This is a genomic window from Enterobacter sichuanensis (assembly GCF_002939185.1).
Classification (GTDB): domain Bacteria; phylum Pseudomonadota; class Gammaproteobacteria; order Enterobacterales; family Enterobacteriaceae; genus Enterobacter; species Enterobacter sichuanensis.
Genome location: NZ_POVL01000017.1, coordinates 55489 through 75997, shown reverse-complemented (window position 1 = coordinate 75997; position 20509 = coordinate 55489). Strand labels below are relative to the sequence as shown.

18 protein-coding genes are annotated in these 20509 nt (G+C 55.3%); 7 read left to right on the top strand and 11 right to left on the bottom strand.

Features of this window, described 5'->3' with window-relative positions; translation table 11 throughout:
• Positions 1 to 2: 2 nt before the first annotated feature.
• Together C5687_RS10065 and C5687_RS10060 are read right to left on the bottom strand one after the other, a co-directional pair.
• The gene (locus C5687_RS10065; RefSeq protein WP_025757982.1) at positions 3 to 194 is read right to left on the bottom strand and encodes a YnbE family lipoprotein; all 192 of its coding nucleotides are present in this window, start codon (positions 192 to 194) and stop codon (positions 3 to 5) included.
• Positions 191 to 2830, bottom strand: coding sequence for a YdbH family protein (locus tag C5687_RS10060; protein WP_104556866.1), 2640 nt, complete (start codon positions 2828 to 2830; stop codon positions 191 to 193). The genes C5687_RS10065 and C5687_RS10060 overlap by 4 nt, the downstream gene beginning before the upstream one ends.
• Before the next feature lie 210 nt (positions 2831 to 3040).
• On the opposite strand from C5687_RS10060, the gene C5687_RS10055 reads away from it, so the two are divergent.
• On the top strand, positions 3041 to 4030 hold the full coding sequence (locus C5687_RS10055) for a 2-hydroxyacid dehydrogenase (protein WP_025757986.1): 990 nt from the start codon (positions 3041 to 3043) through the stop codon (positions 4028 to 4030).
• Here C5687_RS10055 and C5687_RS10050 read toward each other — a convergent pair.
• The 3 genes from C5687_RS10050 to dcp form a co-directional block, all read right to left on the bottom strand.
• Entirely contained in the window at positions 4014 to 5255 is a 1242-nt protein-coding gene (locus C5687_RS10050) for an MFS transporter (RefSeq protein WP_104556865.1), read from the bottom strand. The two genes, C5687_RS10055 and C5687_RS10050, sit on opposite strands and share 17 nt — an antisense overlap.
• Positions 5256 to 5349: 94 nt before the next feature.
• Positions 5350 to 7956, bottom strand: a complete 2607-nt coding sequence (locus C5687_RS10045) for a bifunctional diguanylate cyclase/phosphodiesterase (protein WP_104556864.1) — start codon at positions 7954 to 7956, stop codon at positions 5350 to 5352.
• A gap of 331 nt (positions 7957 to 8287) precedes the next feature.
• A complete protein-coding gene (gene dcp / locus C5687_RS10040) occupies positions 8288 to 10321 on the bottom strand; it encodes a peptidyl-dipeptidase Dcp (protein ID WP_104556863.1) in 2034 nt (677 codons plus the stop codon).
• 129 nt (positions 10322 to 10450) lie between these two features.
• On the opposite strand from dcp, the gene ydfG reads away from it, so the two are divergent.
• The 3 genes from ydfG (at position 10451) to ydfZ (ending at position 12417) form a co-directional block, all read left to right on the top strand.
• Complete coding sequence (ydfG, locus tag C5687_RS10035; RefSeq protein WP_025757989.1) at positions 10451 to 11197, top strand: bifunctional NADP-dependent 3-hydroxy acid dehydrogenase/3-hydroxypropionate dehydrogenase YdfG; 747 nt, start codon at positions 10451 to 10453, stop codon at positions 11195 to 11197.
• 91 nt (positions 11198 to 11288) lie between these two features.
• Positions 11289 to 11975, top strand: a complete 687-nt coding sequence (locus tag C5687_RS10030; RefSeq protein ID WP_025757990.1) for a GntR family transcriptional regulator — start codon at positions 11289 to 11291, stop codon at positions 11973 to 11975.
• Between the two features lie 238 nt (positions 11976 to 12213).
• Entirely contained in the window at positions 12214 to 12417 is a 204-nt protein-coding gene (gene ydfZ, locus C5687_RS10025; protein WP_025757991.1) for a putative selenium delivery protein YdfZ, read from the top strand.
• Positions 12418 to 12460: 43 nt separating this feature from the next.
• Here ydfZ and C5687_RS10020 read toward each other — a convergent pair whose 3' ends face one another.
• The 5 genes from C5687_RS10020 to C5687_RS10000 form a co-directional block, all read right to left on the bottom strand.
• Positions 12461 to 13924, bottom strand: coding sequence for a mannitol dehydrogenase family protein (locus C5687_RS10020; protein ID WP_104556862.1), 1464 nt, complete (start codon positions 13922 to 13924; stop codon positions 12461 to 12463).
• 219 nt (positions 13925 to 14143) lie between these two features.
• On the bottom strand, positions 14144 to 15511 hold the full coding sequence (locus tag C5687_RS10015; protein ID WP_104556861.1) for an MFS transporter: 1368 nt from the start codon (positions 15509 to 15511) through the stop codon (positions 14144 to 14146).
• Between the two features lie 73 nt (positions 15512 to 15584).
• Complete coding sequence (locus C5687_RS10010; protein WP_104556860.1) at positions 15585 to 16604, bottom strand: Zn-dependent oxidoreductase; 1020 nt, start codon at positions 16602 to 16604, stop codon at positions 15585 to 15587.
• A 14-nt stretch (positions 16605 to 16618) separates the two neighbouring features.
• Entirely contained in the window at positions 16619 to 17833 is a 1215-nt protein-coding gene (manD, locus tag C5687_RS10005) for a D-mannonate dehydratase ManD (protein ID WP_047958474.1), read from the bottom strand.
• 111 nt (positions 17834 to 17944) lie between these two features.
• Complete coding sequence (locus C5687_RS10000) at positions 17945 to 18271, bottom strand: YnfA family protein (protein ID WP_045284860.1); 327 nt, start codon at positions 18269 to 18271, stop codon at positions 17945 to 17947.
• A 152-nt stretch (positions 18272 to 18423) separates the two neighbouring features.
• Between C5687_RS10000 and C5687_RS09995 the strand changes: the two genes are divergently transcribed.
• Both C5687_RS09995 and speG read left to right on the top strand, forming a co-directional pair.
• Positions 18424 to 18762, top strand: a complete 339-nt coding sequence (locus C5687_RS09995) for a DUF1283 family protein (RefSeq protein WP_008502414.1) — start codon at positions 18424 to 18426, stop codon at positions 18760 to 18762.
• On the top strand, positions 18762 to 19322 hold the full coding sequence (gene speG / locus C5687_RS09990; protein WP_104556859.1) for a spermidine N1-acetyltransferase: 561 nt from the start codon (positions 18762 to 18764) through the stop codon (positions 19320 to 19322). The genes C5687_RS09995 and speG overlap by 1 nt, the downstream gene beginning before the upstream one ends.
• A gap of 17 nt (positions 19323 to 19339) precedes the next feature.
• Here the strand turns inward: speG and C5687_RS09985 are convergent, their stop codons facing one another.
• Positions 19340 to 20050, bottom strand: coding sequence for a YnfC family lipoprotein (locus tag C5687_RS09985; RefSeq protein ID WP_094917699.1), 711 nt, complete (start codon positions 20048 to 20050; stop codon positions 19340 to 19342).
• A gap of 104 nt (positions 20051 to 20154) precedes the next feature.
• Here C5687_RS09985 and C5687_RS09980 point away from each other — a divergent pair, with 104 nt between their 5' ends.
• Positions 20155 to 20448, top strand: a complete 294-nt coding sequence (locus tag C5687_RS09980) for a DUF1161 domain-containing protein (protein WP_047958472.1) — start codon at positions 20155 to 20157, stop codon at positions 20446 to 20448.
• Positions 20449 to 20509: the final 61 nt, after the last annotated feature.

The following is a 20509-nucleotide window of genomic DNA, read 5'->3' as shown; positions in this document are numbered from 1 at the left end:
CCTCAGAACAGATCGCTGCGCGATTTCAGCAGATTTTCAACGTCTTTATCGACCTTTATATGGATCTCATGTTCGATTTTGACGTTCATATTGATGGTAATCGGCTCTTTTGGCGCGGCGACTTCAATACGCGGCGTACAGCCAGTCAGTAGCGCGGCAGCGGCAACGGTGAGCACACCAGCCCTCGTTTTCATTGTTGTTCCTCACTTTCCTTGCCAGTCGAACTGCGGGGCGCAGGTATCGCCGTATGTTGCTCAAACCAGGTTTGCAGGTTGTCGCCAAAACGCAGGCTGCGCCAGAGGGTAAAGACATTCTCGTCATGGGTATAGTTCAGATTGACGGAGCTGCTTTTGCCCTCCACGCGGCTGGTCCCCTTGATGGTCGCCTGCATGGTTAATTCACCCAGGTTATCTAAATTGATTCTCGTCCACGAACGTGAAATTTCCATATAGCGGAGCCAGTTAATCGCGGCACCCGCCACCATATTATCTTTAACGATGGCGTCTGCCGTATCTTTGTCGATGCGCAGCGTCATGGGCCCCGGGTTGGTCAGCCAGCCATCTTTAATGATCCACTTTTCATTGTCCAGCCAGAACGGCAGCGCTCCGCTGACCGGGCCAGACATGGCAAACTGTTTCGGATTGACGGCACTAATCAGCTCGCTGGAGGAGATATTGTCCACACGCAACAGGGCCGGATCGTGCTGCGGCATCCGCAACTGCTGCATGGTGATCTTCCCGCCGAGGGTTTCCACCTTCACGTTGGTGAGCAGCAGCGGATTGTCCTCGGTCCAGGGATAGTCCCCCTGCAAATCCGCGGTAATGTTGCGCGCGGTTACCAGGTTTTCCACTTCGCCAATGCGCAACGTCACCGGTCCGCGGGTCCCCAACGACCAGGTCCCTTCGCTGAAGCGGAATGGCAGCACAAAATCGACGCCATTAATCTGGTTATCCGGCATCCAGGCGCTGCCGGATTTCAGTACGCCGTGCCCGCCGGCCTCAAAACCCTGATCGGCCGCCGCCGAGAAGGCAACCTGGGCATAGAGCTCCCCGTCGCGCAGGGTCATTTTCCAGTCTGGCGGGATCAGCGGCTGGAAGACGGTGAGCGACTGTTTCGGCCACCAGGCCTGCCCGCGAAGACGCTCCCCGTCCCAGCGGCCGTTGACCTGTACCGGGCCGATGTTGTCCGCGCGGAGATCGCCTTTGAACTGGAAAATCGTCGGATCGGTACCGTCGACGCTTAAGGTCAGAACCGACGGCGGCAACACGCTGCCGCCGGAGAAACGGGTCTGTCCGGCATTGAGCGACAACGCGCCGCTGAAGGACGGTTTTTCGGGGTCACGGAACCAGCGCACCGGTTGGTCGAGCACCATGCGTGGCTTGCTGACCTCCATCGTGCCGTACTGAAGCTTGTCAAAACCGGTGGAGAGCGCCGTCAGCTCGATAAGGTTGTCGCGCCACTCGCCTTTCCCGGCGACATCCCAGCGGGCATGCATCGGCGTAAAGCCGCCTTTCCCCCAGTAGCGCCACTGCCACAGGCCGTTATCGGGTAAAAAGTCGTTTGCCTGACCGTCGAGGTGGAGCTCAAAATCCCCCATTTCGTTTTCATGGGCGCGCAGAATAGCCTGTAAACGGCCGTCCACGCCCTTTTGCGTGAGCTTCACGCCCGCCAGCGGCCAGCGAATTTCATCAATATCGAGCGAGTCAATGATGCGCCCGCGCGAGCGGAGCAGCGCGCCAGGCTCAAAGGCGAGCTGCGGTTCATACAGGCTGCCGGTCAGTTTTGCCGGCAGCCTGGCGTAGAGAATAAGATCGTTCTGTTTCGCCTCACCGCTCAGGTGCAGCGGCATGTCGCTGTTTTCCATGCTGAGCCTGCCGGGCCCAATATTCAGTACCGCGTTGCCTTTCCCGGCATCGCCGTGGGTCAGCACATTCAGTCGACCGGTCAGGGTGGCCTTCTCCAGCCCCTGCTGCCAGTTGTCGGCACGAAGCGAAACGCGTCCGCTCAGCGGCATGCCGGAGAGCGCCCAGTTCCAGCGTCCGTCGCTGATGTTCAGCTGCTCCGCGGTGATCTGCCACGGCAGGTCAAGGAGCGGTTCGGGGTTGTCCCGCGCCATCACCACCAGTTGCCCCTGATTGTCTTCCCAGTCCAGATCGGCATCGACCAGGGACGTTAGCTGTGGAACGTTAAAGGTCGCCACCGCATGGCCCTTCACCGGCACGCCATCCGGCACCAGCGGCAGCGTGAATTCGCCCACCAGCTTAACGGGCTGCGGCTGGTCAGGAAGCTGCACATCGAACTGGGTAACGGAGAGCGTCTGCCCGCGAAGTGTCCCCTTAATGCTGACCTGCTCGCCTTTATAGGCGATCTCCTGTCTTGCCGGGGTCAGCGACGCGTTAAGTTCCCCCTGCCACTGCTGCCAGGGTGAAAGCGTCAGACGGTGAACCGTAAGCCAGGTATTCGGTAACACCGCCTGCCACTGGGCCAGCGTTTTCGGGGCAACCGTTGACGGTGCGGACTGGGGAATCTTGCTCAGACAGACGGCGTTGAGATCGAGCGTGCCGATATCCAGCTTCCAGCGGCTGGGATGTGACAGCGTCACGTTATCGATGCGGGCTATCTCGCAGTCTTCCACCAGATAGCGGAGATCGGGGATCACTAGCGCGTGACGAGTGAGCTTCGGGCTCTCTTCGAACGCGATACGCGTCCCAACGGGCAGCCAGATCCCGGCTAGCGTCGGTACCCACTGGGCGAGCGTCATCAGCAGCGTCAGCGGCAACAATATGAACAGCAGTAAAAGCGCAAGTGCGGCTTTGTATTTACCCTTCATGGGCAGTTAATATCCTGATTTAGCGAAAAAATTAAGCCGGCAGTGCCGATCATTGTCGCATGTTTGGCCAGTCAGTTGAAGGAAATGCCATTTTTAAGGATAGATGCTCTAGAATAATTAACAGAACTTATTGAATTCAATAATATTTTAGAAATTGTAAGATAATTTTAATCATGCTAACGTGAATGCAAAATCACTGGAGAAAGTCTTATGAAACTCGCGGTATATAGCACAAAGCAGTACGACAAAAAGTATCTGCAACATGTTAACGAGGCTTACGGGTTTGAGCTTGAATTTTTCGACTTTCTGCTGTCCGAAAAAACCGCCAAAACGGCGCACGGGTGTGAAGGTGTCTGCATTTTTGTAAACGATGACGGCAGTCGTCCGGTGCTGGAGGAGTTAAAAAAACAGGGGGTGAAATACATCGCCCTGCGCTGTGCGGGCTTTAATAATGTGGATCTCGATGCAGCCAAAGAGCTGGGTCTGAAGGTGGTTCGCGTGCCGGCGTACTCCCCGGAAGCGGTGGCGGAACATGCGATTGGCATGATGATGTCCCTCAACCGTCGTATTCACCGTGCTTATCAGCGTACCCGTGACGCCAACTTCTCGCTGGAAGGCCTGACCGGCTTTACCATGTACGGCAAAACCGCTGGCGTGATCGGGACCGGTAAAATTGGCGTCGCCGCCCTGCGGATTCTGAAAGGCTTTGGCATGCGTCTGCTGGCGTTTGATCCGTACCCAAGCGCGGCTGCGCTGGATCTGGGCGTGGAGTACGTTGACCTGCCAACCCTGTTCTCGCAGTCTGACGTAATCTCCCTGCACTGCCCGCTGACGCCGGAAAACTACCACCTGCTTAACCAGGCGGCATTCGACCAGATGAAAGACGGCGTAATGATCATCAACACCAGCCGCGGCGGGCTGGTTGACTCTCAGGCCGCTATCGAAGCGCTGAAAACCCAGAAAATTGGCGCACTGGGGATGGACGTCTATGAGAACGAACGCGATCTGTTCTTCGAAGACAAGTCGAATGACGTGATCCAGGACGACGTGTTCCGTCGCCTCTCCGCCTGCCATAACGTGCTGTTTACCGGACACCAGGCGTTTCTGACCGCCGAAGCGCTGATCAGCATCTCGGAAACGACGCTCGGGAATTTGCAGCAGCTGGAAAAAGGTGAAACCTGCCCTAACGAACTGGCTTAAATCTCACGCCGGGTGGCGTATACACTTCACCCGGCGCGTTCGTTTCCCAGCTACGGTGGGCAAAACGCCACCACAGCAGTACGCCCATCAGCGCAATCGCGCTTAATACACTGAATGCCGTCGCAAACGAGTAATGCCCGGCGATCGTACCGGTTAATGCCGGACTCATGGCTGCCCCCACACCCTGCATCAGCATCACGACACTCTGCCCGGCATTGACGTGCCCGCTTCCGCGCAGCAGCACCACGATAAACGACGGTACCACGACCCCCAAAATGCCGGCGGCCAGACCGTCGAGAATTTGTACCGGGATCATCATGAACGGTGCGTCCGTGCTTGCTGCCAGCGCCGCGCGTACCGGCATCACCAGCAGCGCCAGCATAATTAACCGCCAGTAGCCGTAGTGTTCTATCCGGCGTGCGCTCCAGATGGCGACGGGGATCATCACGGCCTGTGAGATGATGACGGTACCCGCCGCATACAAACCGGGGTTGATCGAGGCGGGTGCCGCTGCAACCCGCATGCTCAGCATCGGCAGCAGCGCGGCATTCGCCAGGTGGAACAGCAGAAGCGTCAGTCCGGTCACAAAAAGCGCTCGGTTTTTCATCAGCACCGCAAAGCCGGGAACCGGCACGCTCCCTGAAGATGACAGCCCCCGCGCGGCATTGTTGTCGATATCGCCGTTGCGAATGGCCAGCAGCGCACAGAGCGTGAGCAGCGTCGTACAGGTCATCAGCAGGAAAATCCCGCCGACGCCCCAGTACCAGGCAATGCCGCCTGCCATCAGCGCGGTGACAAAGTTTCCGCCGTGATTGAACGCTTCATTTCTGCCCATCTGCGCGCTGAAGCCGTTCTGGCCGGTCAGCCCCAGCGTAATGCCGGCGATCAACGGCCCGACAAATGCCGCACAAATACCGGTGATAATTTGCGAAATGGCGACCACGCTGCTCTGCTGGCTAAACCAGAGCAGAAGCGTGCTCAGGGTGATCAACAGGCAGAGCAGCGCCAGCACGGCACGTTTGTTCCTGGAAGTGTCAGTAATAAATCCTGCCGGGAGCGTGGCCAGTAATCCTGCCAGCCCACCGGCCGTCATCAGTATGCCGATATTGTCCGGGGTCCAGTGACGCTCGGTCAGAAAAATACCGAGAAATGGCCCAAGGCCATCGCGAACATCCGCAATAAAAAAACTGGCCAGGCATAATGCCCGCAGCGAACGAAGAGACATACTTCCTGCCTTTGTCTGTTATCGCCTGAAAAAATGAAAATGTAGTATAGCGGGTATTTTTGACAATCAGCGTCACGCGGGTTGTTCAATACTATCAATTCACTGTATGGCCCAGGCTATACGCACTTAATACCACTGCGTTTAAATTTAAGTCCGCAATGGCAGACGGTTTCCCGAGTAAGTACCCCTGCACTTCATCACACTTATTTTTCATGAGGAAAGTGAGCTGTTCGAGAGTTTCCACCCCTTCTGCGGTGATCTCCATGGAATAGGCCTTGCCCAGATCGATTATTTTCTCAACGACAGCCTGGTTCTGCGGTGAATCGCCTAACGTAAAAATAAAGCTTTTGTCGAGCTTGAGCCCATCAAACTGAAACTTCCGCAGATAGCTCAGCGAGGCATAGCCGGTACCGAAATCATCAATCAGAATGCGAACGCCCATTTTTTTGAGGGCCTTCATGGTCTGCAGGGTTTTTTCTGGATCGGAAAGCGTGACATTCTCCGTCACTTCGATTTCCAGCCGCTGGGCTTCGAGCCCGGTGTCATGAAGAATATCTTTAATCCTTTCGGCGAGATCGCTTGCCTGGAATTCAATCGCAGAAATATTGACCGATACCGATAATCCTGGCAAGAACGCTTGCGCATCCAGACACGCTTTGCGAATAACCCAGTTGCTGAGACTAATAATAAGCCCGGTTTCTTCAGCCAGCGGGATAAACTGATCGGGCATCATGTTTCCGCGTTCCGGGTGCTGCCAACGAACCAGGGCTTCCACGGCCTCGATTTTAGAATATCGGAGGCTATAACGCGGCTGATAAACCAGAGAGAGCTGGTCCTCGCGAATCGCAGTTCTGAGCTCTAATTCCAGTTTTCTGCGTTCAGTCAGCTTTTCCGACATATCCGGGCGATAATAAACCCACCGGTTTCTACCGGATTGTTTCGCCTGATAAAGGGCAATATCCGCAAAGCGTAAAAGATCGTTTGCGCTGCTGCTGTCCTGTGGCGCCATTGCAATCCCCATGCTGACGCCTATTGCCACATCGTTGCCATCAATGGTGAAAGGACGGTTGAGTTCTTCCACGATACGTTGACACACCTCTTCGATCTGCTCTTTTTGAGTGATGTTGCCGAGGAGCAGCATAAATTCATCGCCCCCCTGTCGGGCGACAAAATCCCCGCCACGAACACAATGTTTAAGACGCGAGGCGACCTCGCCAAGCAGTGCATCCCCCGTGGAATGGCCAAAAATATCATTGACGGGTTTAAACTTGTCTAAATCCAGGCAAATCATGGCGAAGGGGTAATGTTTAACGCCTTCTTTCGCTAACTGGCCCGCCAGAAACTCCTTAATATGGTACCGGTTCGGGAGGCCTGTTAATTCGTCATGCCGTGACAGGAACTCCACGCGTTTTGTGGCCTCCACTTCCAGAGAAACGTCGGTTGCCGCGCCGCGCAATACAACAGTGCCATCCGGCTGAGTCGAAAATTTAGCCAGCAGCGTGCAATACGCGGTGGCATGTTGATAGTTCGTATAAGGGCAGTTCTTAAATTCGAAGCGCCCAGTTAACGCATGGCCCGTTACAGGCTTATTAAAACTGCCTCTGGTCGAAGGAAAGAGTTCATCCAACCGGCGACCGATCCATTGACTCTGATCGTATCCTGTGACGGTGGAAAAACGGCCGGACAGCCATGTTATTTTTAACGATAAATCGGTTTCCCAGAACCAGTCGCTGGTGGTTTCACTGACGTCCCGGAAGCGTTTTTCGCTCGTGATAAGATTCAGTCTTGCCTGTTCAAGCAGAAATGTATTTTCGTCATGCATTCTCGCCTTGTGCATAATATGGCGCATGAGGATGACCATCATCGAAATTGTCAAAAGTACTGACAGGATCATTAACGGCAGAAAATAGATGATCAACGCCTGACCGGGGTTTTCACTGTCCCAGATAATGTCCACATCACCATTTTGGGTGCGCAGAGTAAATGCCGTCTGGTTATTTGCCTGAGCATTCTCTTTATTAATGGAAGCGCGTACATTATTTATTCCGGCATCCTGCCCAATCGTCAGCAGTTTTTTAGCCGTTAATTTATCAATAAAGACCATGACTGACGGCTTACCCGGTGAGGGTTGTACACTCGGATCATCGCCCGTTGTTATCCATTCGGCTGAAACAATGGCGGGGACGGAATGGATAAGCGTGAGCATGGAGACCGGCAGTCCATTTTTCAGGCTAAGCTCATGGAGTAAACGCGCTTTCGTAGGTTTATCTAACCAGCTTTCCAGTTCTTCACGTTTCAGTTTCCCGTCAAGCACGCTGTAATGCGTGGTCCCTTCCGCTGAGATAACAAACACCCCTTCGTAACCAAAGTTGTCGTACAGGGACTTACCCAGATTCTGCTTATCCCATGCCCAGTGAAGGTCAATTTTCTGATGAAGATGTTTATAGACATCGCCCCACTCGGCATTGTCTTTAAGATGACTTCGCATGCTTTCCTGGCGAGTCTCTAACGCTTTTTTTAATAAATATTCATCGTGTTGGTCGCTGATTTGGTTAACATTGTTTTTTATTATTAGCAAGGAAACGATTGCCGCAATGAAAATACTTATCAATAACGTAACGACATAGGTAAAGGTTTTATTTATCAGCCTTTTAGAATTTTCGGTATCCGTAAAGCCAGGAGTGTTCAGAGGTAGGGTCATCATTCGCCTTCTTAACTGCTCTTACGTCATGTTTTATGCCATCTTCGGTTATCGGCATAAAACAAGAAAATTTTAGCGTTAAAACCTGACACTAAAGAATATTTGTTTTCCCTAATCAAGATCAAATGATTAATCATTAACTATTTTGCAAACTCTACACTGTTTATAAAACATGCCGTGCAGAATGACTTTATTTCGCATAAATTTAATTTAAATATAAGGTTTGTTGGCGGGAAATAGGATATTACTTTGTCGGTGCCATTCCAGACTTCAGACCCGGTATAAAAAAACCGGGCGTAAAGCCCGGCTCTGTTTTCAGGCAACCCGGGTTCTACGCACTCAACCCGCGATTCTCCAGCATCGGTTCGATCTGCGGATCGTGTCCGCGCCAGTTACGATACAGTTCCGCTAAATCCGTGCTGTTTCCGCGAGACAAAATCGCCTCGCGGAATTTTTGCCCGTTCTCACGCGTTAAGCCGCCCTGTTCGACAAACCACTGGTAGCCATCATCCGCGAGCATTTGCGTCCACAGGTAGGCGTAATACCCCGCCGCGTAGCCGCCGCCGAAAATATGGGCAAAATAGCTGCTGCGATAGCGCGGCGGTACAGCGGGCAGATCCAGCCCCTCTTTTTGCAACGCCGCCGTTTCAAATGTGTCAACGTCCGAAACGGCCTCACTGATGCCGTGCCAGTTCATGTCCAGCAGCGCGGCGCTCAGCAGTTCCGTCATATCATAGCCCTTGTTGAAATGCGTCGCGTTGAGCATGCTTTCCCGCAGCGCGTCCGGCATCGGTTCGCCGGTTTCGTAGTGGCGCGCATAGTGCGTAAACACCTGCGGATGGCTGGCCCAGTGCTCATTGATTTGCGACGGGAATTCAACAAAATCACGCGGGGTATTGGTGCCGGAGAGCGTGGCGAAACGCTGGCTGGCAAACAGGCCGTGCAGCGTATGGCCAAACTCGTGGAAGAGCGTTATCACATCATCCCAGGAGAGGAGCGCGACACCGCCGTTCGCCGGTTTTTGGTAGTTACAAACATTATAGATAACCGGACGGGCCGCAAACTCGAACGATTGTTCGACGAAATTGCCCATCCAGGCGCCGCCCTGCTTGGAATCGCGCGCGAAGAAGTCGCCGTAAAACAGCGCCATGCCCTCACCGGTGTGGTCGAAAATTTCCCATACGCGAACGTCCGGGTGATAAACCGGGATATCGAAGCGCTCGACGAAGCGGATGCCAAACAGCTGGCTGGCCGCCCAGAACACGCCATCCTGCAGCACGGTATTGAGCGCAAAATAAGGCCTGATTTGCGACTCATCGAGGGCATATTTTGCCTGGCGCACGCGCTCCGCATAAAAGGCCCAGTCCCACGCCTGCACCGTAAAACCAGCCTGCTCGTCATCAATCACTTTCTGAATATCGGCCTGCTCGCGCTCCGCGCGGGCGCGGGCGGCAGGCACAATACCGCGCATAAAGGCCAGCGCGGCGTCAGGGGTTTTCGCCATCTGATCCGCGGTACTCCAGCTGGCGTAATCCTCAAAGCCCAGCAGGCGAGCCTGACGGGCACGCAGCGCCGTGAGACGAAGGATCAGCTCGCGGGTGTCGTTTTCATCCCCTTTCTGGGTACGTGTCCAGCCAGCCCTGAAGAGATTTTCACGCGTCTGACGATTGCGCAGCGCAGCCAGCGCGGGCTGCTGGGTAGTGTTCAGAAGCGGGATCAGCCAGCGATCGTTAAGCCCTCTCTCTGCGGCTGCCTGTGCCGCGTCCGCGATCTCCGTTGCGCTGAGCCCGTCAAGCTGGTGCGCATAATCCACCACCAGCCCACCGGTCTTATCGGCAGCCAGCAGACGTTGATTAAACTGGCTGGTCAGAGAGGCTGCCTCAGTATTCAGCGCCTTTAGCTCGGCTTTTTCTGTCTCATTCAGACGCGCCCCGGCCAGTATAAACCGCTGATACGTCTCCTCGACCAGCCGCCGGGATTCGGCGTCCAGCGCGGCACGGTCCTGCCAGACGCTCTCGACGCGGGCGAAGAGGGTATCATTCAGCCAGATATCGTTCGCCAGCGCGGCAAGTTCGGTGGAGAACTGTTCTTCCAGTTCCTGCAGATACGCGTTGGTGTGCGCAGAGGTCATGGCGAAGAAAACGCTGCTGACGCGCGTGAGCATAACGCCACTTTTTTCCAGCGCCAGCACGGTGTTATTGAAATCTGGCGCAGCGTGCTGAGCGACAATGGCCTCAATGTCCGCCCGCTTCTGGCGAAGCGCTTCATCGAAAGCCGGGCGATAGTGGCTGTCGTTGATTTCATCAAAACGAGGCGCCTGGTAAGGCAACAGACTGATGTCAAAAAAAGGATTGGTGGCCGCCATCTTTCACTCCTGAGTACGGGTTTCTTCCCAGAGTAGCCCCTGCAACGCTGTCATACAAATGTTGCCTTAACGCTCCCTCTGCGACCATGCTATGTTAGTACAACACAAAAAGCGTTGAGGAACAGTGAGATGATTATTTTAGTTACCGGGGCAACGGCAGGTTTTGGTGAAAGCATCACGCGTCGCTTCGTCGCCAACGGGCACAAGGTTATTGCGACCGGGCGCCGCCAGGAACGTTTGCAGGAGCTGAAAGACGAATTAGGCGACAGCATCCTGACCGCGCAGCTCGATGTGCGTAACCGCGCTGCCATTGAAGAGATGATTGCCAACCTGCCCGCTGAATGGCGCGCCATCGACGTGCTGGTCAACAATGCTGGTCTGGCGCTGGGCATGGAGCCCGCCCACAAAGCCAGCGTAGAAGACTGGGAAAACATGATTGATACCAACAACAAAGGGCTGGTCTACATGACCCGCGCGGTGTTGCCGGGGATGGTTGAGCGTAACCGTGGCCATATTATCAATATCGGCTCAACGGCCGGGAGCTGGCCTTACGCGGGCGGCAACGTTTATGGCGCGACGAAAGCGTTTGTACGCCAGTTCAGCCTTAACCTGCGCACCGATCTGCACGGCACCGCCATTCGTGTGACCGATATCGAGCCGGGTCTGGTGGGCGGCACCGAATTTTCCAATGTCCGTTTCAAAGGCGATGACGCGAAGGCGGATAAGACCTACGAAAATGCTAACGCGCTTACGCCGGAAGATGTCACCGAAACCGTCTGGTGGGTGGCGACGCTGCCAAAACACGTCAATATCAATACTGTCGAAATGATGCCCGTCAGCCAGAGTTTTGCCGGCCTGAACGTCCATCGCGGCTAACCGTGCCCTTCCCGGCCTGCGGGCCGGGTCTGTTTCGGGTTATAAAAGAATGGTAGTATGTTCGGGCTAACTCTCTGAGAAATGACAACTCATGGCCGCTGAATCGCAACTTAATCCCACCCAGCCCGTCAACCAGCAAATCTATCGCATTTTGCGACGCGATATTGTTCATTGCCTGATCCCACCGGGAACACCGCTTTCCGAAAAAGAGGTCTCCGTGCGGTTTGACGTCTCCCGGCAGCCGGTGCGTGAAGCGTTTATTAAGCTTGCGGAAAACGGTCTGATTCAGATCCGTCCCCAGCGCGGCAGTTACGTGAATAAAATTTCACTTTCTCAGGTTCGCAACGGATGTTTCGTTCGTCAGGCCATTGAATGCGCGGTGGCGCGTCGTGCTGCAACGCTTATCAACGACAACCAGTGTTACCTGCTGGAGCAGAATCTGCATCAGCAGCGTATTGCGATTGACCGTAAACAGCTGAATGACTTCTTCCAGCTCGATGATGAATTCCACCAGAAACTGGCGCAGATTGCGGATTGCCAGCTCGCCTGGGACACTATCGAAAACATCAAAGCCACCATCGATCGCGTGCGGTATATGAGTCTCGATCACGTCTCGCCACCGGAAATGTTGCTCCGACAGCATCACGATATTTTCAGCGCGCTCGAAAAACGCGACCCGGACGCTGTGGAAAAAGCAATGACGCTGCATCTGCAGGAAATTAGCGAATCGGTGCAGCTTATCCGTCAGGAAAATAGCGAGTGGTTTAGCGAAGAGTAACATTCGCCGCCCCTTACGGGTGCGGCGAGTCATGCGTTCTCCTGCCCGATTTTATTCCATCCAATGACGTTCGCGCTATATTCCCCTCTCTGCGATCGCTGCTCCTGCGAAATAAAGAAAAAAGTGTGAGTTTGATCAAAAACAAAAAACTGACCTGCGGACAGGCGTATTTATATGCCCCGTGAACGGCGTGCCTGAAATAACGCCGTAACGACCAGGTTAGAGAGGAGAAAATACCATGATGACATACGACCGTAACCGCAATGCAATCACTACTGGCAGCCGCGTCATGATTAGCGGCACAAACCAGTTCGGCGTGATTAAAGCGATCCACAGTGACGGCCTCAATGCCGAGCAGGTGCGTCGTAGCAAAACCGTGGAAGTGGAAGGATGTGAAGGTAAGTTCGAACCGATTGAGCTGATTCGTCTGGGGATGCACTAACCTGTGTCCCTGCATGCCGCCGCGAACGGCGGCATGTGCTGAACTACCGTTGCGACACGAACTGCGCCACGGTCGCTTTGGCGCCCTTCTGCAGTAACGTCTGATATGCCTTCATCACCGCATCCACAAAGTCAGCGTCCTGCGGTAACGCTTTACCGAAGATAGCCTCAATACCGAGCAGCGCATGCACCCGGCTTTCCCCTTCTGCACTGCCCTTCACCGCCGCCTGAATGACCGCCAGCTGCGGATCGCTCACCTCAATGGCCTTGCCCTGCTCATCCACGCCGCCGACATAGCGCATCCAGCCGGCAACACCCAGCGCCAGCAGCCGGAAAGGCTTCCGGTGCGCCAGATGCCAGCGCACAGAATCAAGCATCCGCTGCGGGAGCTTCTGGCTACCGTCCATCGCGATTTGCCACGTACGGTGACGCAGGGCCGGGTTGCTGTAGCGGGCTATCAGCAGATCGGCATAGCGACCTAAATCGACGCCTTTCACCTTCAGGGTTGGCGCCTGTTCGCCGATCATCAGCGCGTGCGCGGCAGCGCGGTAGTTCTCGTCTTCCATACACTCGTTGATATGTTGATACCCGGCCAGATACCCCAGATACGCCAGGAACGAGTGGCTGCCGTTGAGCATGCGCAGCTTCATCTCTTCAAACGGAATGACGTCAGCAACCAGCTCGGCACCGGCTTTTTCCCACTCAGGACGACCGGCGACAAAGTTATCTTCTATTACCCACTGGCGGAACGGTTCGCAGGCCACCGCTGCAGGATCGCGAACGCCGGTCAGCTGCTCGATTTTATCCAGCGTATCGGGCGTGACTGCGGGCACGATGCGGTCCACCATCGTTGACGGGAAGGTGACGTGGGTTTCGATCCAGTCCGCCAGCTCAGCATCAACCGCCCGGGCGTAAGCGCAGGTGACGCTGCGCATCACATGGCCGTTCTCCGGCATGTTGTCGCACGACATCACGCTAAATGCTGGCAGACCCGCCGCTTTGCGGCGCGCCAGCGCTTCCACCACCACACCCGGCGCGGATTTTGGCTGGTGCGGGTTTTGCAGGTCGGCGACGATAAACGGGTGATCGAGCATCAGTTGTCCGGTCGCCGGGGAATGGCAGTACCCTTTCTCGGTGATGGTCAGTGAGACAATCGCCACCTGCGGTTCGCACATTGCTACCAGCACGCTCTCCAGCCCGTCAACCTGCGCATGCAGCGCCTTTTTGACTACGCCAACCACGCGGGAGGTCCATGCATCGGCGGACATTTCCGCCACCGTATAGAGGTTATCCTGCGCGTTCAGATCGGCGATCTGCTGCTCGCCGCCAATCAGGTTAACCTCGCAGTAGCCCCAGTCGCTGCCCTGTTCTGCCGCGAGTATGTCGGCATACACCGCCTGATGCGCCCGGTGAAAGGCGCCAAACCCTAAATGAACGATGCGTGCTTTGAGGCTGTCGCGATCGTACTGAGGCAGCGTCGCGTGGGCCTGCAATAACTTGTTTTCCATGATTAAGACTCGTTAATTAGAACGCTGTGGAACGCTGCCGCATGTTGTTAAACGGCAGCGTCTGCTGACTACACCAACTAGAATGGCAGTTGGGGTAAACCATAACTGCCATCAACCATACTGATACTGCCGTTTGAGGTTTTGATTTATATTAACTTTTGCGCACGTGGTGTGACATAAAGAGAAAGTTGTGTGATATCTCACGGAAGATATAAACCACTAACGGCGCGAGGAGAGCGCTCCGTAACCAACAGTCTCTTCTGGCACCGTCTCCGCCGCGTCTTGCGGCGCGCTCAAATCACGGTCGCGCACCTCTGGCATCAGGATCGCCGAGACCAGCCCGATCGCGGAATAGGCCACCAGCATGGCAACAATCGGCCACCAGGAGCCGGTCATATTACAGAAGATCCCCGCCAGCACCGGACCAAAACCTACTGCCACCAGACCACCCGCCTCTTTTGAGATAGCCATGCGGGTAAAGCGATTTCGCGAGCCAAACATCTCCGCCATGGTGATATTTTCCAGCGCAAACAGCCCCAGTACGGCGAAATTGTGGATAACGATAATCGAGAGCATGATCGTCCCCGGCGCGTAGCTTTTGTCGACGATGATCGACAGCATCGGATACGCGAGAAGAATGGCGGAGATATTGAGGATTATGTACGGCAGCCGGCGGCCCACTTTATCGGAAAGCCAGCCCAACAGCGGAATGGAGATAAACCCAAGAATGGAGCTGATCATCAGCGCATCGGTCGGGATGGCTTTATCGAACAACAGCGTCTGAACCAGATAACCCGCGAGGAACGTCTGAATCAGGCCTGAATTCCCCGCCTGTCCAAAGCGCAGGCCGGTCGCCAGCCAGAAGGATTTGCTTTTCACCATAGAGCCCAGCGAGGTGTCCGGCATCGCGGTTTCTGCGTCGTTGACTTTCTCAAACACCGGGCTCTCTTTCAGGTTCATACGGAGCCAGATGGCGAAGATCATCACCACAACGCTTGCGAGGAACGGCACGCGCCAGCCCCAGGCGAGCAACTGTTCACGGTCAAGGGCGAAGAACATAATGGCCCAGATAGCCGTTGCGCTCAGCGTCCCGCAGTTGGTGCCCATCGCCACCAGCGAGGAGATAATGCCGCGTTTACCTTTCGGCGCGTACTCCGCAAGCATCGTCCCCGCTCCGGAGATCTCCGCCCCGGCACCCAGTCCCTGAATAATGCGTAGCGTCACCAGCAGAACGGGGGCGAAAATCCCTATCTGGGCATAGGTCGGCAGTACGCCAATCAGCGTGGTGCAGATCCCCATCATGGTAATGGTGATAAACAGCACCTTCTTACGGCCAATGCTGTCGCCCATGCGTCCGAAGATAAAGGCCCCGACGATGCGCGCAATATAACCTGCGCCGTAGGTGCCCATCGCCAGGATCAGCGCCATCGCGGCAGATTGTTCCGGGAAGAAGATCTCATGGAAAACCAGGGCGGCTCCCAGTGAGTAAAGCTGGAAGTCCATAAATTCGAGCGCGGTGCCCAGCCAGCCGGAAACGGCGGCTTTCACCAGATCGGAGGTGGTTCTTTGAGGTTGTACTTGCGTCATAATGGCTATCTCTGAAAGGTAAGATGCGTACCACTTAGCGCCTGTCTGCGCAGGCGCTTAACCGCGTAAATGATTATTGCCCGAACGTGAGCAAGACTTTGCAGCACTGCCGCTGGTCTTTTTCAAACAGTTCAATGGCGTCTGTAACGTGGTGATAGTCAAAGGTATGGGTGATCAGTTTTTCCGGGTCGATCAGCCCTTTTTCCAGCCAGTCGATGACGACCGGGAATTTGTTGGCATTCAGGCGCGAGGAGAAGATCGCCAGCTCTTTGCCGGTAATGCCCTGCTGCACAATCTGGCTCGGCTCGCTGGAGAAGCCCATCAGCACAATGCGCGCCGCCGGAGAGGCCAGGGTTATCGCTTCCTGCAGAATCGACGGATGACAGGCAGCATCAATGATTAACGTCGGCCTGATGCCTTTTTCGTCCAGCGCGACCTGCAACGACTGCTCGCCGTTATTGAGGACCCAGTCCGCGCCGCTGCGCTGCGCCATGGCAAGGCGTTCATCTATACGGTCAACCACGATAACCTGCTTCACCTTATAGACGCCCTTCAGCGCCTGTACGGTGACCAGCCCCATCGGGCCTGCGCCATAGATCAGCGCAACGTCCTGTTCAGTGGGATTGGCCTGCCCCGTCACGTTGGCAGCAATGGTGAAGGGCTCAACCATGACGGCATGGTTATCCGGGATCGCATCCGGAATGGGCCAGGCATTTTTAGCGGGCACTGTCGCATATTCGCTAAAACCGCCGTCACGGTGTACGCCCAGTACCACCAGCGAGGTGCAGACGTTCGGTTTCCCGACGGAGCACGGATAGCAGTGCCCGCAGCTGATCACCGGGTCGACGGAGACGCGCTGGCCCAGGCGGGCGCTGTCGACACCCTCGCCCACGGCGTCGATCACGCCGAAAAACTCATGGCCGATCACGCGCGGATACTTCGCAAACGGGTTGTGCCCGCGGTAGATGTGGCTGTCTGAACCACAGATGCCGGCCAGCCGGATGTTAACGCGGACCTCACCTGCGCCCGGCTCCGGGAGAGGACGCTTTTCAAGCACCAGTTCGTTCGGCTGTTGAATCACTACGCTTTTCATCGTTAGCTCCTCCATTACCAGTTCCACAGCGTACCGTCTTCGAGACGGGCCACCGGCAGATAGGCGGGATCGTAGGGGTATTTCGCGGCCAGTTTTTCATCAAATTCGATACCCAGCCCCGGCTTGTCGCCCGGATGCATATAGCCGTTATCGAAACGCCAGCTGTGCGGGAAGACTTCCAGCATCTGTTCGGAATAGCCCATGTACTCCTGTACGCCAAAGTTCGGCACCCACAGGTCGAAATGCAGCGCGGCGGCATGACACACAGGCGACAGATCCGATGGACCATGCGAACCGGTACGGACCTGGTAGAGCGAGGCGAAGTCCGCGATGCGACGCATCCCGGTGATCCCGCCCGCATGGGTAAGGGTGGTACGGATATAGTCGATAAGCTGCTCTTCAATGAGCTGCTTGCAGTCCCAGATGCTGTTAAACACCTCGCCCACCGCAATCGGCGTAACGGTATGCTGGCGGATAAGGCGGAAGCAGGCCTGATTTTCCGCGGGCGTAGGGTCTTCCATCCAGAACATGCGGAATTCTTCAATGCTCTTGCCAAAACGGGCCGCTTCAATCGGCGTCAGGCGGTGGTGCATGTCGTGAAGAAGATGTTCATTAAAGCCGAACTGGCTGCGCACCGCATCGAACAGCTTCGGCGTGAAATCGAGGTATTTCTCGGTGGACCAGAGCTGCTCTTCCGGCCAGTCGCCTTTGGTCGCAGGCTCGTAGGCCAGCCCTTTCCCTTTGGCCATGCCGTAGGTGGTTTTCATGCCCGGCACGCCGCACTGCACGCGGATCGCCCTGAAGCCCATCTCTTTATGCCGGGCGTAATCTTCCAGCACGTCGTCAATGGTGTGCCCGGTGGTGTGGCAGTAGACCATGACCCCTTCCCGGGACGCGCCGCCCAGCAGCTGGTACAGGGGCATGTTGGCGGCTTTGGCTTTGATGTCCCACAGCGCCATATCCACCGCGGAGATGGCCGACATGGTGACCGGGCCGCGACGCCAGTAGGCGCCTTTATAGAAAAACTGCCAGATATCTTCAATGCGGTGCGCATCGCGGCCAATCAGCTGAGGGCACAGGTGATCTTTCAGATAAGAGGCCACGGAAAGCTCGCGTCCGTTCAGCGTGGCATCGCCCAGACCGACTATCCCCTCATCAGTGGTGATTTTAAGGGTGACAAAGTTACGTCCCGGACAGGTCACAAATACTTCAGCCCCGACAATCTTCATAATTCCTTTCCTTACATCGCGTGTTGTGATGTGGGAAATTTACGCAACTGAGCTACTACCATACAAGTATGATGATCAAAATATCCGCGAAGGATCACAAAACTGGGGCGCTCAGGCGCGCCCCCATCCTGCGACAATAATCAGCATGCCGCAAAGGGCTACCAGCGCCCCGGCCCAGTCGTATGCGCTGAGTTTGACGCCATCTACCACCCGTAACCACAGCAGCGCGGTGCAGACATAAACACCGCCGTAAGCCGCATAGACGCGACCGCTGGCCGCCGGATGCAACGTTAATAACCAGACAAACAGGGCCAGCGCGACCCCGGCCGGGATCAGCAACAGTGCGCTTCCCCCCTTCTTCAGCCAGAGCCAGGGCAGGAAGCAGCCGATGATTTCGCACAGCGCGGTGGCAAAAAAAAGCAGTGTTGTTTTGAGCATGTTTCACTTCAGGTGAGGATCCATTTAGACATGATACCTGATGATGCCCTTTACTTTTCCATACTTGCCCCGCGGGTATGCCGTCATTTCGCTTTAGTGTAGAATCTGTACGGGGTAACTTGATTATCTGCACCCATTTAAAAGGAAACGCTATGACCACATTAAGCAAACGCCTTTGTCTGACAGCCCTGCTGGCGCTGTCATCGTTCGCCTTTGCCGCCTCTGCGACAGCGGAAACCAGCAAACTCATCATTGAGTCTGGTGACAGCGCGCAAAGCCGCCAGAACGCCGCCATGGACAAAGAACAATGGAATGACACCCGCAGCCTTCGCCAGAAGGTCAACAAACGTGCCGAAAAAGAGTGGGACAAAGAAGATGTCGCCTTTGACGCGCGCGATAAGTGTCAGCAAAGTGCAAACGTCAACGCCTACTGGGAGCCTAATACCCTGCGCTGCCTGGATCGCCGCACTGGCCGTACGGTAGCCCCATAATGTCGGCGCCCTGTGACGTAAAACTTCGTCCGCTGGAGCGTGAAGACCTGCGCTTTGTCCACCAGCTCGACAACAATGCCAGCGTGATGCGCTACTGGTTTGAAGAGCCCTACGAGGCGTTTGTCGAGCTGTCCGATCTTTACGACAAGCACATTCACGATCAGAGTGAGCGTCGTTTTGTGGTGGAGTGCGAAGGCGAAAAAGCCGGTCTTGTGGAGCTGGTTGAGATCAACCACGTTCACCGCCGGGCGGAGTTCCAGATCATTATTTCCCCTGAGCATCAGGGTAAAGGCCTTGCCTCACAGGCGGCGAAGCTGGCAATGGATTACGGATTCAACGTTCTGAATCTCTACAAGCTTTACCTGATTGTGGACAAAGAGAACGAGAAAGCGATCCATATCTACCGCAAGCTGGGCTTTATGGTGGAAGGCGAGCTGATTCACGAGTTCTTTATCAACGGTGAATACCGTAACACCATCCGCATGTGCATTTTCCAGCATCAGCATCTGGCCGGGCACAAACCGTCAGGCGCCAGCCTGCTGAAACCGACCGCGCAGTAACCTGCGCGGTTTTATTCTCAGTAGTATTCAATCGTATTTTTGATGGTGTATTTGCGCTCAACGGCGGGCTTGACGCTATCGTCCGTGATGATCAGGTCGCAGCTTACCGGGTTGTTGTGTCGGTCGTAGTCACAGCTCTGCTTCACGTTACCCAGCGGTTTGTCGTTCAGCATGCTGACTGCCGAGTAGTCCATTCTTTTGCGCAGATCCTTAGACGGCGTCGACTGGACGGACAGATGCTGATCCCCGGAAATGGTGGTTTTGCCCAGCGGGTAGCCATCAGCGTCGTAGCGATACTTCACTTCCATCTCTTTGCCGTGGGCCGCCACCACAAACCCGTTGTCGTCGGTATCCCACGTCACTCCTGCTGACGGCAGTTCGGCCAGCTGGCATTTTCCCTGCAGCTTCACTTTTCGCTGCTGGGTTTCCGCATCAAGGTAGTAATTGGCATCCAGTACCAGCGCCACGCCGGTATTGGCCTCCAGGTCGTGCAGCTCCAGCGTATCAAAACACCCTTCTGCCGATACGGTGCCGGTGACCCGTTTGGACACTTCGCCCTTTTCGTTGAACAGAGTCTGGGTAAAGTCTTTAACCGGGCCGCGCAGGGGATCAAAATCAAACTCGTTGGAAAAACTCGCCATCTCGGGCGTAAACGACAGCGGCGCGGAGTTGTTATCGCATCCCACCAGTGCTGCTGCCAGTAGCGTTATCGCTGCGTATTTCTTCACATTCATTTCCGTACAGGGAGATTATTCCCAATCATATTAGCAAATACAGTTGTTTACACGAAGCCTGCTAAAATTAATCTCTACACAGAGAAAAGGAGCTACAGATGAAACGGTTACCCTGGATTACCGCCCTGCTGTTAATGAGTGCCTCAACGGCCGCGCTGGCGGCACCGGATTCCTGCGAGCGTGTGAAAAGCGACATTCAGCAAAAAATCATCAACAACGGCGTGCCGGAGTCCGGTTTTACGCTGAACATTGTACCGAACGATCAGGCCGACCAGCCGGATGCACAGGTGGTGGGTCATTGCGCTAACGATACCTTTAAAATCCTTTATACCCGCACAGGCAGCGGATCGGCGGCAGGCGGCCAGGACTCCACGCCGACTGAACCGCAGTAATTTTCCTGCAATTCCCGTTGATTTGATGAGGATTAAGATCTAATCCCCCCAAATCAGTAAC